This window comes from Litorivicinus lipolyticus, from assembly GCF_009650135.1.
In the GTDB taxonomy this organism is placed as follows: Bacteria; Pseudomonadota; Gammaproteobacteria; order Pseudomonadales; family Litorivicinaceae; genus Litorivicinus; species Litorivicinus lipolyticus.
This window is the reverse complement of record NZ_CP045871.1, coordinates 66585-81389: the sequence shown is the minus strand read 5'-3', so window position 1 is coordinate 81389 and position 14805 is coordinate 66585. Positions and strand designations below refer to the sequence as shown.

General features: G+C 57.4%; 15 protein-coding genes. 10 read left to right on the top strand and 5 right to left on the bottom strand.

From position 1 onward, the window contains the following. The first annotated feature begins 2 nt into the window (after positions 1 to 2). The 5 genes from waaF to GH975_RS00380 are packed head-to-tail and all read left to right on the top strand — an operon-like array spanning position 3 to position 4587. Positions 3 to 980, top strand: coding sequence for a lipopolysaccharide heptosyltransferase II (gene waaF, locus GH975_RS00400; protein WP_153712599.1), 978 nt, complete (start codon positions 3 to 5; stop codon positions 978 to 980). Then, the gene (gene waaC, locus GH975_RS00395; RefSeq protein WP_153712598.1) at positions 980 to 1906 is read left to right on the top strand and encodes a lipopolysaccharide heptosyltransferase I; all 927 of its coding nucleotides are present in this window, start codon (positions 980 to 982) and stop codon (positions 1904 to 1906) included. The genes waaF and waaC overlap by 1 nt, the downstream gene beginning before the upstream one ends. Then, entirely contained in the window at positions 1899 to 2648 is a 750-nt protein-coding gene (locus GH975_RS00390) for a glycosyltransferase family 2 protein (RefSeq protein WP_153712597.1), read from the top strand. The genes waaC and GH975_RS00390 overlap by 8 nt, the downstream gene beginning before the upstream one ends. Next, entirely contained in the window at positions 2648 to 3523 is an 876-nt protein-coding gene (locus GH975_RS00385) for a glycosyltransferase family protein (RefSeq protein ID WP_153712596.1), read from the top strand. The genes GH975_RS00390 and GH975_RS00385 overlap by 1 nt, the downstream gene beginning before the upstream one ends. A 2-nt stretch (positions 3524 to 3525) precedes the next feature. Continuing rightward, entirely contained in the window at positions 3526 to 4587 is a 1062-nt protein-coding gene (locus GH975_RS00380; RefSeq protein ID WP_153712595.1) for a glycosyltransferase family 4 protein, read from the top strand. Here GH975_RS00380 and GH975_RS00375 read toward each other — a convergent pair. Beyond that, positions 4554 to 5513 (bottom strand): glycosyltransferase, encoded by a 960-nt coding sequence (locus GH975_RS00375; protein ID WP_153712594.1) that lies wholly within the window; start codon positions 5511 to 5513, stop codon positions 4554 to 4556. The two genes, GH975_RS00380 and GH975_RS00375, sit on opposite strands and share 34 nt — an antisense overlap. Positions 5514 to 5589: 76 nt before the next feature. Here GH975_RS00375 and GH975_RS00370 point away from each other — a divergent pair, with 76 nt between their 5' ends. Next, positions 5590 to 6831, top strand: a complete 1242-nt coding sequence (locus GH975_RS00370) for an O-antigen ligase family protein (RefSeq protein WP_153712593.1) — start codon at positions 5590 to 5592, stop codon at positions 6829 to 6831. Here the strand turns inward: GH975_RS00370 and GH975_RS00365 are convergent. Further along, entirely contained in the window at positions 6794 to 7633 is an 840-nt protein-coding gene (locus GH975_RS00365) for a lysophospholipid acyltransferase family protein (protein WP_246164734.1), read from the bottom strand. The genes GH975_RS00370 and GH975_RS00365 overlap by 38 nt on opposite strands. Positions 7634 to 7768: 135 nt before the next feature. Here GH975_RS00365 and hldE point away from each other — a divergent pair, with 135 nt between their 5' ends. Next, positions 7769 to 9166, top strand: coding sequence for a bifunctional D-glycero-beta-D-manno-heptose-7-phosphate kinase/D-glycero-beta-D-manno-heptose 1-phosphate adenylyltransferase HldE (gene hldE / locus GH975_RS00360; protein WP_153712591.1), 1398 nt, complete (start codon positions 7769 to 7771; stop codon positions 9164 to 9166). Here hldE and GH975_RS00355 read toward each other — a convergent pair. Genes GH975_RS00355 through GH975_RS00345 form a run of 3 tightly spaced genes read right to left on the bottom strand, consistent with a single transcriptional unit; the run spans position 9163 to position 11544 of the window. Next, entirely contained in the window at positions 9163 to 9726 is a 564-nt protein-coding gene (locus tag GH975_RS00355; protein WP_170272496.1) for a D-sedoheptulose-7-phosphate isomerase, read from the bottom strand. The genes hldE and GH975_RS00355 overlap by 4 nt on opposite strands. Then, entirely contained in the window at positions 9719 to 10486 is a 768-nt protein-coding gene (locus GH975_RS00350) for an aldo/keto reductase (RefSeq protein WP_153712590.1), read from the bottom strand. Before GH975_RS00350 ends, GH975_RS00355 begins: the two co-directional genes overlap by 8 nt. Continuing rightward, positions 10483 to 11544 carry an FAD-dependent oxidoreductase gene (locus GH975_RS00345; protein ID WP_272482796.1) on the bottom strand — a complete coding sequence of 354 codons (1062 nt, stop codon included), beginning with the start codon at positions 11542 to 11544 and terminating at the stop codon, positions 10483 to 10485. Before GH975_RS00345 ends, GH975_RS00350 begins: the two co-directional genes overlap by 4 nt. Before the next feature lie 13 nt (positions 11545 to 11557). Between GH975_RS00345 and GH975_RS00340 the strand changes: the two genes are divergently transcribed. From GH975_RS00340 to GH975_RS00330, 3 genes are all read left to right on the top strand, one after another. Next, entirely contained in the window at positions 11558 to 12781 is a 1224-nt protein-coding gene (locus tag GH975_RS00340; protein WP_170272494.1) for a 3-deoxy-D-manno-octulosonic acid transferase, read from the top strand. A gap of 232 nt (positions 12782 to 13013) precedes the next feature. Further along, positions 13014 to 13346, top strand: coding sequence for a MarR family EPS-associated transcriptional regulator (locus GH975_RS00335; protein ID WP_153712587.1), 333 nt, complete (start codon positions 13014 to 13016; stop codon positions 13344 to 13346). A gap of 127 nt (positions 13347 to 13473) precedes the next feature. After that, the gene (locus GH975_RS00330; protein WP_153712586.1) at positions 13474 to 14793 is read left to right on the top strand and encodes a UDP-glucose dehydrogenase family protein; all 1320 of its coding nucleotides are present in this window, start codon (positions 13474 to 13476) and stop codon (positions 14791 to 14793) included. Positions 14794 to 14805: the final 12 nt, after the last annotated feature.

The following is a 14805-nucleotide window of genomic DNA, read 5'->3' as shown; positions in this document are numbered from 1 at the left end:
TTTTGCGATTACTTGCCATCACGCCCAATTGGTTGGGCGATATGGTTATGAGTGCCGCCTTGTTCCAGTCGATCAAGGCGCAGGCCCCCGCGGTCGAAATCACCGCGTTGGGTCCGGCCTTTGCCAGGCCATTGTTGGAACGCTTGGACGCGGTTGATCGGGTGATCGATTCGCCCTTTGGGCATGGTGGCCTGAACTATCTTAAGCGCCGCCAGTTTGCCCGCACACTGCCCGCTTTTGATGCGGCCGTGGTGTTGCCCAATTCCTTTAAAAGCGCCTTGATCCCTTGGATGGCCGGGATTCCGACACGCGTTGGCTGGTTGGGTGAACAGCGCTATGGCGTATTGACTGCGCGCCCGAAACTTAACAAAGCTGAATTTCCGCGCATGGTCGATCGCTACCTAGAATTGGCGCGCCCTTTGGGTTTTCAGCCGACATTCGCCGAGCCGCGCATGACGGCCGGTACGGCGCAACTGTCGATCGCTGGCGACTACGTGGTGCTGGCGCCTGGTGCCGCATTCGGCAGTGCCAAGCGTTGGCCTGCGGACCGGTACGCACAGGTGGCGTTGAACTTGTTGGCCCAGGGCAACCACGTGTTGCTAATCGGCGGCCCGGGTGAAGTGGACGACTGCGCCCAAATCGCCAATGCCCAGCCGCCGGCCTACCGCGACCGGATTACCAACTTGGCCGGTCAGGCATCGCTGGGCGAGTCGCTGGACTTGATTGGCGCGGCCGGCGCCGTGGTCGCCAATGATTCGGGGTTGATGCACGTGGCGGCAGCGATGGGCGTACCGTTGGTGGGAATATTCGGGCCGACGTCACCCGATCACACGCCGCCGCTGTCAGCCAAGGCCCAGGTGGTGTGGTCAAAACCGGCGTGCGCGCCGTGCTTTAAACGGGTGTGCCCGCTGAAACACCACCAGTGCATGAATGAGTTGGCGCCGGGTTTGGTGGTTGATGCGTTAAGGCAGGTCAGTTGATGCGCGTATTGATCGTCAAGACGAGTTCCATGGGCGATTTGATCCATACCTTGCCGGCGCTGACCGATGCCGCCCGCGCGATCCCCGGCATCCAGTTTGATTGGGTCGCCGAACGTGGATTTGCCGACATTCCTCATTGGCATCCCAGTGTTGATCAAGTCATCGTTTCACAGCTGCGTCAGTGGAAAAAGTCACCCATCGCCAGTTGGTTCAGCCGCGATTACATGGCGTTTCGTGCCGCACTGTCCAGCACCGAATACGATGCCGTGATCGATGCCCAGGGCCTGTTGAAAAGCGCCTGGCTGGTGGCGCGTTTGGCCCACGGCGAAGTCCACGGTTACGACCGTCACAGTGCCCGAGAGGGCCTAGCCGCGTTCACCTATAACCATCGATACCCGGTTCCCACCGACATGCACGCGGTGGAACGCACGCGATCATTGTTCGCCCAGGCCCTGGGCTACCCGTTGGACGGTATCGCGGATGCCGGGTTGCAGGCCGCGGTCGACGTTTCGCGCGATGTTTGGTTGGTCCATGGCACCAGCCGCGCCGACAAAGAGTGGCCCGAGGCCCACTGGCGTCAGGTAGCCCAACGCCTTTCCAGTGACGGATTTGCGGTCCAATTACCAGCTGGATCCGATGTCGAGGCGGCCCGAGCCCAACGTATCGCCAGCGGCACCGACGCCACGATTTGGCGTGACCGCAGCCTGACCGAGATCAAGCAGTCGATGGCCCAGGCCCATGCGGTGGTGGCGGTGGATACTGGGCTTGCGCATTTGGCCGATGCTTTACAACGGCCGCTGGTGATGCTGTTTGGTCCAACCGATCCAGGCTTGGTCGGGCCCAAAGCCGCCAGCTCAACGTTGTTACAAGCGCCATCGATGGACCAGATCACGCCAGAGCAGGTGCTGGAGGCATTGAATGACTGAGTTACTGCCGATTAGCGCGGTGATCATCACTAAAAATGAAGCGCACAATATTGAGCGCTGCCTGGCGTCGGTCAGTTTTTGCGCGCAAATCGTTGTGCTCGATTCCGGCAGCACGGACGACACGGTTCGTATCGCGCGTGATTTGGGCGCAGATGTCAGCGTGACTGACGATTGGCCGGGGTTTGGCCCACAAAAGAACCGGGCGCTGGCGCTGGCGACCCAGCCGTGGGTGCTCAGCATTGATGCCGACGAATGGGTCGAGCCTGAACTAGCCGGCTCGATAAAGGCTCATTTAAGCGCCGACCAACCGGCGGAAATTTTGCGGGCGTCGTCGTTTTGTGGTCGGGTTATGAAGCATTCCGGTTGGGGCGATGACTGGGTCTTGCGCTTGTTCCCGCGAGCCGGCGCGGCGTTTAGCGATGATTTGGTCCACGAGCGCGTGCTGGTGGATGGCGCACCGGTGCGATTGGTCGGGGTGATGGGGCATGAGACCTATCGAACATTGGCGGATGGCTTTAGGAAAGCTGAAATGTACGCGTCCGCTTGGGCGGCCCAAAAAGCAGCGGCAGGTTTAACCGCCAGTCCATCAAAGGCGTTATTAAAAGGCGGCTTCGCTTTATTTCGGACGCTGATTTTGAAACAAGGGTTTCGTGACGGTTCGGCGGGTTTAGCGCTGAGTGTTCTAAATGGCGCTGGGACGGCGATGAAATATTTGTATTTGTGGGAAAAAGGACGTGGCTAGTGCGTATTAGTGGTTTTACCTTTCTCAAAAACGGCACCAAGCTTGGTTACCCATTCGTCGAGTCGATCAAAAGCGCGCTGCCCTTGGTCGATGAGTTTGTGATTGCGCTGGGTCCCTGTGAGGACGACACCGAAGCCCGAATTAGTGCCATTGGCGACCCTAAAATCCGCATTATTCACACCCAGTGGTGCGACAAAATGCGCGACCGCGGCTATATCTACGGCCAACAAAAAATGATTGCCCAGTTCAACTGCACCGGCGATTGGTGTCTGTACATTGAAGGGGACGAAGTCCTTCACCAGGACGAAATTCCTGAGATCCGCCGGCGAATGGAGCGGTTCAAAGATGACGATCAAGTCGAAGCCATGTTCTTTGATTTCTTCCACTTCTATGGCGACATCAACACCTTAGGTATATCGGGTTACCGCCGCGCACCGCGCATTATTAAGTCGTCGGTGCGCAGCTATGCACCGGACGGATTGTTCTTTGTGGTCATGGACAAGAACAAAAAAGGTCGGTATCCCCGCGCGGTGCATGCCGGCGCCAACGTGTATCACTACGGCCATGTGCGGCCCAAGCAAAAGATGGCCAGTAAGGTGTCTGATGTCGGTCAGTATTGGGGCGAAGATCAGGCCCAGTTTTCGGGCTACGAGCAGATCGACAGCGCCGTTTTGCGGCCGTTTACTGGAACTCATCCCGATGTGGTCCAAGCGTGGGTTAACGACGAAGCCGAACACGCGTTTACGCCAGATCCAAGCTACCGGTTGTCCCGGCGCGACAAAAAGGTTCGATTAAAGTTAAAGCTGGAAGCTGCGCTGGATATTGAGATATCCAAAAAGCACTACACCGATTTGTCGAAACGCTACGGGCTGTGACGTTGCCCAACCTAAAAGTTGTTCAGGTGGTCAAGCGGTTTGGCCCCGTCGGCGGCATGGAACGCTACGTCTGGGAGCTGTCCCATGAATTGGCAGCGCGTGGTGTCGAAATAGTGATCCTGTGTGAAAAAGCTTATGAGTCACCAGCGCCGAATTTTCCCATTCGTGTGATTTGTTTGGGCGAGACGCGACCAAAGCCACGTTGGATTAGCATGTTGCGATTCAGCCGGCGGGTCACCCAGGCGGTTAACGCGCATGGTCTGACATCCGACAATGGTTGGGTGATACACAGCCATGAACGGACAGGCGTACACCAAGTGACAACCTTTCATGGGCCGCCGATGGCAAGTGTAAAGGAGCGTCAAACGTTCTGGTTCCTGTCCCCCCGGCTAGTCGTCTGGTTGTTTCTGGAGCGTCGAGAGTTGCTGCGACCTGATTCGCACGTTTTGCCAAATTCACTGCTCATTAAGAACAAACTGCTTGGCTATTATTCGCATATAAAGTTTGGCGATGTGGCGTGGCCTGGAGTCCATGTACCAAAAGGCCCGCGAATTGAGGCGGGCGTACCCGGGTCGGATGTTGTGTTTGTCGGACGTGAATATCGTCGCAAGGGGTTGGAAACCCTGATTCTTGCTCTGGAACACCTCCGTCAGACTCGAAAGGTGACTTTGGCAATTGTAGGCGCCGAACAAGACGCGCGACTGGAATGGCTGATTAGAGGTCGGGGCTGGATTAATAACATCTCTTGGGTATCGGATTTACGCATATCGGACTACGGAAAAGTTCTGGTGCACCCGGCCGAAGACGAGCCCTATGGCATGGCTATAGCCGAGGCTGCTGCGCAAGGTCTTGCCTGCGTTGTGTCTGATCAATGTGGAGCAAAAGATCACATTAAATCGGTAAGAGTCGTTCCGCTTGATGCGTCAGTAGAGACCTGGGCTACGGCAATCGATATGGGCTTAGATGCAGAGCAGCTGGAACCCGCTCCGTTTACTTGGCCCGACTTGGCAGACGTGTGCATTAAAGAGTATCAGGGCGTAATCAGGCGACTGCCCACCAGTTGATGAGGCGGTGTGCCATCAAGGATTTGCTCGTAAATGCGGATGTAGGTTTGAGCCATCAGGCTAGCTGAGAAATTTGTAATAGCGTAGTCTCGGACGGTTATTCGGTTCAGATTAACAGCATGTTCTAATGCGTCGACGAAGCCGTGCGGGTCGTCGTAGATTGCTCCAGCTTCGCGAGCTACGAGTTCCGGTGTTGAACCGTAGCGCGACGCAATGACTGGCGTGCCGGACATCATTGCTTCGATCAAAACCAGCCCAAATGGTTCTTGCCAATTAATCGGGAACAATAAGGCTTTAGCGGCTCTAAATTCCTGTGCTTTTTGTGCGCCGCCTATTTCGCCACGAATAGTTACCCCGTCGAAAATAGAGCGCCAAAATACGCCCACTTTTATTAGGTCTAGCCGCGAGCCACCAGCCATGGTCAGCTTTTGGTTATAGGCGTGGCACAGGTCGACTGCCGAACGGGCACCCTTGTTCCGGCGACGGATCTTTGAAAAAAACAATAGATGGTCATCAGGGCGCGATGAAAAATCTAGTTCATCTGGGTCGACGCCGTTATAGGCGAAAAGAGTTCGCTGGTGGCGTGTTGCGTGGTTTTGACTTATGCAGCAAGTGATTGATGGCAGAAGACTAATGTCTGGCTCGTTGCCGTGGAGAGTATAGAGATACGGTTTTTGCGGGTTCAGATCGTCTGGCAACCAGCCATGATAATGCACAATGTCAGCATCTAGCGTTAAGGCCTGAGCGGTTTTCGAGTCAGTTGCATGTCGAACTTCTATTCCGGGCAGATCCGAGCCCGGTTGGGCAACCAGAACTACGTGATGCCCAAACAACGAAAGCTTTTCTGCGAGCCATTCGACTACGCGCTCTGTTCCACCATATAGCTTAACCGGATGGGTGTGGTTTGAGACTAGACATACTTTCACTTTGTGTGGCGCCTATATAACTGATTAATTTCGCACTACTATTGGGTTCGCACGCAAGTTTTGGATCAGAGTAAGTATGTCACGGCGTTTGTTATGTTGGATAAGCGCCGTCGGCGTCTTTTTTAGTCTCTCGTTGGCCTTGGCGTTCCCGTCTGGTTATTCGGTGGGCCCGGTGATCTTGCTGATCGGCTCGCTACTTACCGTTGTGCTTCTTGGCCAGGGCCATATGCGTGATGTGCCTGCAGGGTTGTGGGCTTCAGCAGGCCTATTTTTGTTAGCTGCACTGGTTTCGGATGTTGTTCCTAGTGGTAGCTTTCGAGAAGCTGACGGTCCGTCTCGCTTCATGTTAGCTGCAATGTCTATGGTCGTAATCTTTGTGGGGCGCCCGAGTCAGCAGTTTATCTGGGTTGGGGCGGTGTCTGGTGCTATGACGATGTTCGTGTTGGCATTGATTGAACGGTCGACTGGCGTTGGCCGTGTTGGTTTGGGGAATAATCCGATTCAAACTGGGGGCATAGCAACGTTCACTGCAATCGCGTGCCTTGGGACGATGGTGTTTTATCTACAGAATTTCACTGGGCGAGTCAGAGTGCTAGGAGTTTCCTTCGGTCTTCTCGGCGTTTTAATGGGACTTACGGTCTCTGGAATGACTGGTAGCCGTGGCAGCTGGTTAGGCTTTGCTTTTGGAATCGGCGGTTTTATGTACGCGCTTTACGTTGGCCGTTTGTTAACTCGTCGTACAACCTTCTTACTCTTGATGGCGGTGGTGGTCGCCATGTCATTTGTTGTCGTTACAAGTGATCGAGTGGAAGTTGGAGTTACGGAGTTTTTTGCATATTTTGACGGCACGAAAGCGACTTCGGTCGGATACCGCTTGGAGCTATGGTGGGCAAGCGTCTTTCAGTTCGCAGAGGCGCCAATCATTGGTGTTGGGCAAAACGGTTACATGGAGAGTAAGGCAATACTGGTTCGGGACGCTGGTTTTAATCCTGGGATTGCACAGTTTGGGCATGCGCATAATCATTTTATGGATACATTAGCTAAGCGCGGTCTTCTGGGGATTTTGGCGCTGATCTCCTCTCTTGTTGTGATCGTTTTTTACGGTCGGCGCGCCTTTTTTGAGGGTAATCGGGAAGAGGTGGCTCTTTACGGAGCCCTAATAGGTCTCGTTTTTGCTTTAATCGGATGCATGTTGACGCAAGGGTTTTTGGCGCATAACAGTGGGTCTACGGTATTTTATTTCTGGACTTTAGCAGTTTTGGCGCTACTAACTATCCATGCTAATAAACCTCCCGCACACCCTCCGGCCGCGTCTTAAAACGCCGGTGAACCCACATGTACTGCGCGGGTTCGCGGCGTATTTCTTGCTCTAATATTTCGTTCATCCGGGTCGCAAACTCAACATCAGTTTGCGCCGTCGCATCCACTCCCCACGGTCGCAAGCAGACCCGGTAGTGACCATGATCCAAGCGGTGAAAACTGATGGCTAAGGGCTGGGCGCCGCGCTTGGCCATCTTACGCAGACCCGCATTGGTCGCGGTCGGAATGCCAAAGAATGGGGCAAACACACTGCGGTCGGCGCCCAAGTCTTGATCGGGGGCGAACCATACGATTTGGTTGGCGGCCAAGGCTTTGAAAATGCCGCGTACGTCGTTGCGATCAATCAAATCCATGAACCGGCCGCGGCCCACTAGTAATTCGTCTTCCAAGCGCTGAAAATTATGTGGGCGGTAGGTCGCGGCAAAACGCGGTGCGATTTTCGCGAACAATAGGCCGCCTAAATCCAGCGCCGAATAGTGCCCGCCAATCAGTAACACACCTTTGCCGTGGGCCAATGCGGCATCCAGGTGCTCTTGGCCCTCGACCTCTAACTTGGGCCAAAACTTGGCCGGATCGGCCCACCACGCCCAGCCGGTTTCGATCAAGCCGATGCCGTTGTTTAAAAACACGTCATAGGCCAATTGCTCGCGTTGCTTGACGTTCAGTTCGGGGAAACACAATTCGATGTTGCGCCGGCATACGCCGCGCCGTCTTTTAGAAAAGAAAAAGGTCGTTGCGCCTAACCACGCACCCAAACGCGCACCGGTGTGCAGCGGCAACGCACACAGTCCCTTCAGCAACCAAACGCCAAAGTTAACCAGGGTATCTCGCGTTGTGGAGTGATCGGTCGCCATAGGCGTAAAGGGTAGCACGGCCAGCGCTGACGAGGATGCGCGAAAGCGGGTATCCTGCGCGGGCGAACTAAGGATGACAGCATGCACGGAATACCTGATTTCACGAACGTCCAGGTCTGGGTGGCCGGGGACGTGATGCTTGACCGCTACTGGCAGGGCGAGGCCCGGCGTATCAGCCCGGAAGCCCCGGTGCCGGTGGTCAAAATGGGTTTTGAAGAGAATCGCTTGGGCGGCGCCGCCAATGTCGCTTTGAATTTGGCGGTACTGGGTTGCCATGCACGCTTGGCCGGCTGGGTCGGTGACGACGAGGCCGGGCGCACCTTGCGCCATGAAGCCACGCGCCGCGGCATCGATACCCAACTCAGCACTGTTGTCGGGCTGCCGACCATCCTTAAATTGCGCGTGCTGGCGGGCAATCACCAGGTCATGCGGGTCGACTTTGAACAGCCTTTCACCGACACCATTGCCGCGCCGCCTTGGACTGCGGATGCCGGTGCCGTGGTGCTGTCGGACTACGCCAAGGGCACGTTGGCGGATCCACGTGATTTGATTGCGTCGGCGCGGACGCACGGCCTGCCGATTATCGTCGACCCCAAGGGCACCGATTGGGCGCGCTATCAGGGCGCCAGCATCCTGACGCCGAACTGGTCCGAATGGACCGAGGTGGCCGGTGTTTCGCATGACGAAGACGCCTTGGCGGCCCAGGCCCAGCACTGGATTAGCACCTTGGAGTTGAGTGCGCTACTGATCACCCGCAGCGAAAAGGGTATGAGTCTGTACCAAGCCGGCCAAGCGCCCGTGCACATCCCGACCGAGGCCCGCGCGGTCGCGGACGTCACCGGCGCCGGTGACACCGTGGTCGCCGCATTGGCGGCGGGCATTGCCGCGGGCTTGGATTGGGAGGCGGCATGCCGGCTTGCCAATACCGCGGCGGGTATTGTGGTGGGTAAGGTGGGAACGTCGGTGGTCAGTCCTCGTGAACTGGCCGATGCCAAGCAACAGGCCCTGCCCAAGGTCGCCGTGGATCGCAATCAATTGGCCCGGCAAATCGCCGACTACCAAGCCCGCGGCGAGCGCATTGTTTTCACCAACGGCTGTTTCGATATTTTGCACGCCGGCCACGTGTCGTATTTGACCGAAGCGGCCAGCCACGGTGATCGATTGATCGTCGCGGTCAACAGTGACCGCAGTGTCACCGAGCTGAAAGGGCCGACCCGGCCGGTTAACCATGCGCCACAACGCATGGATGTGTTGGCGGGCTTGGCGGCGGTTGATCACGTGATTGAGTTTGATGAGTCCACGCCCGAGGCGCTGCTTGGGCTGATTAAACCGGACGTGTTGGTCAAGGGCGGGGATTACGCCAACGTCTCGGACGTGGTGGGTCATGAAATCGTCGAAGGGTACGGTGGCCGTGTTCAGGTGCTGGGTGTCGTGGCCGGTGTGTCGACCACGGGTATTATCGACAAGGCCCAGCGCTAACCTTCAATCAACGCACACAACAAGTGCCCAATCGTAATATGGCCTTCCTGAATATTGGCAGTACGAGTGCTAGGGCAGGCGACCCAGACGTCCGCCATGTCGGTTAGCGGGCCGGCTTTGGCGCCGGTCATGGCGATGGTTTTGACGCCGCGTTTGGCCGCCACTTCAAAGGCTTTGACCACGTTTTTGCTTCCGCCGCTGGTCGAAAAGCCAATCAGCACATCGCCCGGTTGGCCAAGGCCTGCGACTTGGCGCGAAAACACCTGCTCATACCCATAGTCATTGCCGATGGCGGTCAATGCCGAGGTGTCAGTGGTTAAGGCAATGGCCGCCAACGCATCGCGCTCGATTTCAAAGCGCCCGACCAATTCGGCGGCAATGTGTTGGCAATCCGCGGCGCTGCCGCCGTTACCGCACAATAGTAATTTGCCGCCATTGGCCAATGCGTCACGGCACAATGCGGCGGCGGCGGCGATGGACTCGTGCAGTCCATGGTCGTTCAGCATGGCTTGTTTGTGGTCCAGGCTTTGTTTCAATCCGGCGATAATGGCGTCATGCATGGGGCGCTTCCTTTTGGTTAATCAACGCCACGTTGGCGCGCAAATGATCGGGGTTCAGCGTACCCGAGATGATGCTGGTCACCCCAGGGGTTTGGTCTACAAAGGTCAGACTGTCGGCGGGGTTCAGGTGACCCGATCCGAGGGCCTTTTTAATCAACACGCCACGGCCGCGCGCCGCGGCCTGGATACAGGCCGGCCGTTCGCCGGTGTTGTCGCTATTCAGTGTAACCATGACGATATCCAGCCCCATATCCAGCGCCATTAACGCACCGCCCAGCGTTTTCGAGCTGATGCCGATGGCGCGAACACTGCCCTCGCGTCGGGCGTGAACTAGGGCCTCGCAGGCGCCGCTATTGAGCACCGCACTGTCGTCGCCGTCCGAGTGCAGCAATACATAGTCCAGGTAGTCGGTGTCCAGGCGCTGAAAGCTGCGGTGCAGGGACGACTGAGCGCCGGCCAGGCTAAAGTCAAAGTGGCTGGCGCCGTCAAAGTCTTCGCCGACCTTGGTGCCGACGATCCAGTCTTGGCGTTGGTTTTTTAACAATTCGCCAACGCGGGCTTCGGCCAAGCCATAGGCCGGCGCGGTATCAATTAAATTGATGCCCATTTCGCGGGCGGTCGCAATTAAGACCCGCGCGTCCGCCATGGACGGCAAGTCAAAGGCGCGGGGGTATTTAACACCCTGGTTACGGCCCAGTTTGACGGTGCCCAGCCCAATGCGGCTGACCTCGATGCCCGGGGCCAATGTTGAAACCCTCATGACTGGTTCCAGGGCGTCGTCGCTAACGGCACGGACTCGGTGGCGATGTCCGCGTGATTGGGCGAAAAGTGCGGGATCAAGGCATCCGCCAGCGCCGGGGCCAGCGCCAGTTTAGTCGGCCACCCCGTGAACAGTCGCCCTTGCTGGTGCCAGTAGGGGTGATCGGGTCGGGCTTTGTTTTGGGTCGCCGGTTCCGCGCGATCAACGCGGACGCAGGACCATTCAACGGCGGATAAATCGATGTCTGGCAGTAATTGGGCCAATCGCGCCGGTGCCGTGGTCAAAAACTCGGATTCACTTTGGGTCGCGCCGCGTTCGGCAATGTCGCCGCCGATGTACCAAAATCCATTGTGCGTGGTGATGGTGGCTAACGGTTTGGTGTCGGTGCCAACAATGTGGGCCCACATCGGTGGTAATGCACCGCGCCCGACTAACATTTGCAGCGGCCGTCGCTGCATGGCCGGCATTGCTAGGCGGCTATTGTTGAGTACCAGTTCGTTACCGGCCCCGGCTAATAGGAAAATTCGTTCGGCGGTGACGGTACGTCCGTCATCCAATGACACCACGCCGGTCTTAATATCTATTTGGTTGACCGTCGCGGCCCACACCGGGGCGGCGGCCGCCAGACACTGGACCACCGAATCGGTGTCCACCACGGGTTCTGACAATTGGTAGACGCGCCGGTCGGGCGATAAAAACGACGGGGGGGCAACCGATTCCATCCGGCCGGCGAGGGCCTTGGAGGCAAAAAACTGCACTAAACGGCCGCCCAAGCTCGAGTCATGAATCATCAACTGGTGATCGCAGGCAATGCGCGCACCGGACAGGTCAACACCGCCGTCGCCGGCCAATGCCGCCAACCATCGTGCGGGCATGCCCTTGATGGCTTCGCTGGCTTGGGTCAGTGCGCCACTTAACGCGTATTTTGTGCCGCCGTGGATGATGCCCTGCGATAACAGCGTTTGGCCGGCACCCAGTGATGGGCTGACCGCCAGGGTTGAGTGTCCGCGGGCGTGCGCTTGGGCGTTTAACCAAAGCGCTGCCACGCCGCCGCCGATGATTAGATTAGGAATGGCCGTAATAGTCGGGTCCTCGAATTCGCTGTCACAATGCTACCATGCGCGAATGCGTGCGCTGTATACCCTGACATTGTTGTTACTGACTCCGATTTTGCTGGTGCGGTCCGCCCGTAAATACCGCGGCCTCCATTGGGGTGTTCGTCAACGACTGGGTTTTAACCGGCCGCGGATCGACCGTCCAATATGGATCCACGCCGCCAGCGTGGGCGAAGTGCGTGCCATCGCGCCGATTGCCAACGACCTCATTAAACAGGGCCCGGTCCTGATAACTACCACCACGCCGACGGGCCGTGACCAGGTTGTGCAGCTGTGCCCGGATACCACCCATGCGTTTTTGCCCTACGACCTACCCTGGGCGATGGGTGCATGGATGCGGGCGTTGAAACCGCGCTGTTTGTTGTTGGTCGAAACCGAGTTGTGGCCGAACTTGATTCACGCGGCCAAAGTGCACGAGATACCCGCGGTGCTTGTTAACGGGCGGCTCAGCAAACGATCGGCCCGCGGGTACGCGCGCATGGGGTCGCTGGCTCGAAACATGATGGCGTCGCTGGACGGCTGCTTGGTCCAGTCAGCGGATCATGCCACGGCGTTTACGCGATTGGGCGCGCACCCGCTCGTCATTGGCAATATCAAGTTTGATACCCAATTGCCGCCATCGACCTTGCCGTCCGGGCGGTGGATCGTCGCGGCCAGCACGCACCCGGGCGAAGAGGCGGCGTGCCTCAAGGCCTTTGCGAAAATCAGTCAAACCGAGACCAACCTAAAGTTGCTCATAGTGCCGCGCCACCCGGAACGTTTTGACGATGTGGTTTCCGAGGCTGAAAAACACGGTGAGGTAGGACGCGCGTCGCGGAATCAATGGGCACCGGCGATTGTGGTCGGTGATGCCATGGGGCAATTAAGCGGCTGGTTGAACGGAGCCGAGGTCGCGTTCATTGGCGGCACGCTGAATCGGCGTGGATCGCAAAGCCCGATTGAAGCGGCGCTGGGCGGTGCGGTGATTGTGGCGGGCCCCAGTCGCTATAACTTCGCCGAGGCCTATGCGTTGTTGGCCAGTGGATCATTGGTCGATGTGGCGGATGAGCCTGAGCTGGCGGGTGCGTTGAACGAAGCACTGACTAAAGACGGTGATAAAAACGCTGCATTGATATCGGCTAGCCGCGGTGCGACCGCTCGGACGCTGGCGTATCTGACGTCGGAAATACTGCGCAGCTAAGTCGGGTTAAGGAGTGGGACTGTGTTTAACCACGTAATACGCTATTACAACCGGCCATTGACTTCATTCCGATAAATACCCATCGCGTCACAAAGCAGCCTGCCAATTTTCCTTGTCGAGCGGACACTTCCTGAGTACTCTGTTTAGTATCAAAACAGAACATACTTCGTGGGGTGTCATCGACATCGCGCTGCGGTAGCCGTTCTACCTCCTGTTAAATTCGAGATCGCCTTTGATTCCTGAAGACTCCCAGTACCAAGTGCTCGAGCTGATTCGCGATAAGTCCGACCTGACGCAACGCGAGATGGCCCAAAAACTGGGTTTGACGCTGGGCAAAACGCACTACTCATTAAAGGCGTTGGTCGAGGCGGGCTGGATACGAGCCGAGCGGTTTGCCCGATCCGAGAATAAGTCCGGCTACATTTACGTGCTGACACCAACGGGTGTGGCTGAACGTTTGTCGCTGGCGGCGCGTTTGTTGGCGCGTAAGCGTGAAGAGTTCGACAAGTTAAGCCTCGAGATCCGTGCGCTGGAAGGGCGTCTGGATCGAGATGGCCGTTCATGACGTTACCCTGTACCGCGGTCGCGAGTCCGCACATGGGCAAGTAAGCTAAGGTGGCTGTCGACGGCCGGCGCTGTTAATTGCTGTGACAGTGCCCCGGCGGGCTTACTTATTGAGATTAAGGGAATAAATGAATCTGACCATTATCGGCACCGGCTACGTCGGGCTTGTGACCGGGGCCTGTTTCGCCGAGCGCGGTAACCGTGTGACCTGCGTCGATAACGATCCTGCCAAATTGGACGTGTTACGTGCCGGTGGCGTCCCGATTTACGAACCGGGTCTTGACCACATGGTCGCCCGCAACGTCGACAGCGGTTTGCTGCAGTTTACCGATGACGTGGCAGCCGCAGTGGATGGCGCCCAGGTGGTCATGATTGCCGTCGGTACACCGCCCGGCGAAGACGGCAGTGCAGATTTAACCGCGGTTTTAGCGGTCGCACGCGCCATTGGCGCCGCGCTGACGGGTTACGCGGTGATCGTGACCAAGTCGACGGTGCCGGTAGGCACGGCCGATCAGGTCCGCGAGGCCGTCCAAGGCGCTTTGACCCGGGACGTGCCGTTTGACGTGGTTAGCAACCCTGAATTCCTTAAAGAAGGCGCCGCGGTCGAGGACTTTATGCGCCCGGACCGCGTTGTGGTTGGCACCGACAGTGAGCGCGCGCGCGACGTGATGAGCGAGTTGTACGAGCCCTTCAGTCATGTTCGCGAAAAGCTTATTTTTATGGGCATCCGCGAGTCCGAGATGACCAAGTACGCGGCCAACGCCATGTTGGCGACCAAGATCAGTTTCATGAACGAAATCGCCAATTTATGTGAACGTTTGGGCGCGGACGTTGAAGCGGTCCGCCGCGGCATCGGCAGCGACAGCCGTATTGGGTATAGCTTTATTTACCCCGGCATCGGCTACGGCGGCAGTTGCTTCCCCAAAGACGTCAAAGCCTTGGTGCGCACGGCTAAATCCGTCGACTTCGATGCCCATGTATTAAATGCAGTCGAAGCGCGCAATGAACTGCAAAAGCAGCGTTTAGTTGAGCGCATCGTCGAACACTTCGGTGATGATTTGAGCGGCAAGACCTTCGGTGTTTGGGGGCTGTCGTTCAAGCCCGGCACCGATGACATGCGCGAAGCGCCGGCGCTCGTCATTATTCAGGGCTTAACAGCGTTAGGCGCAACAGTTTACGCCTACGATCCGGTCGCGATGGGTGAAGCCAAGCGAGATTTACAGCCGTTGATGGATGCCGGGTCCGTGACGCTGGCGGAGCACCAATACGCCGCCGCCAAGGGGGTTGATGCGCTGATTTTGGCGACCGAGTGGAACATCTTCCGCCAGCCCGATTTTGACGCGCTGAAGCGGCTGATGGCGGCGCCGGTGATCTTTGATGGGCGAAATCAGTACAACCCAGAGCGTTTGCGCCGGCGTGGTTTCCATTACGTGGGGATTGGGCGTTAGACGCCCGGCAAC

Excerpts from the sequence above, each read along its gene's own strand:
- waaC (WP_153712598.1), top strand. The coding sequence starts at position 980 with ATGCGCGTATTGATCGTCAAGACGAGTTCCATGGGCGATTTGATCCAT.
- GH975_RS00390 (WP_153712597.1), top strand. The coding sequence starts at position 1,899 with ATGACTGAGTTACTGCCGATTAGCGCGGTGATCATCACTAAAAATGAA.
- GH975_RS00370 (WP_153712593.1), top strand. The coding sequence starts at position 5,590 with ATGTCACGGCGTTTGTTATGTTGGATAAGCGCCGTCGGCGTCTTTTTT.
- hldE (WP_153712591.1), top strand. The coding sequence starts at position 7,769 with ATGCACGGAATACCTGATTTCACGAACGTCCAGGTCTGGGTGGCCGGG.
- GH975_RS00355 (WP_170272496.1), bottom strand. The coding sequence starts at position 9,726 with ATGCATGACGCCATTATCGCCGGATTGAAACAAAGCCTGGACCACAAA.
- GH975_RS00350 (WP_153712590.1), bottom strand. The coding sequence starts at position 10,486 with ATGAGGGTTTCAACATTGGCCCCGGGCATCGAGGTCAGCCGCATTGGG.
- GH975_RS00340 (WP_170272494.1), top strand. The coding sequence starts at position 11,558 with ATGGCCGTAATAGTCGGGTCCTCGAATTCGCTGTCACAATGCTACCAT.
- GH975_RS00330 (WP_153712586.1), top strand. The coding sequence starts at position 13,474 with ATGAATCTGACCATTATCGGCACCGGCTACGTCGGGCTTGTGACCGGG.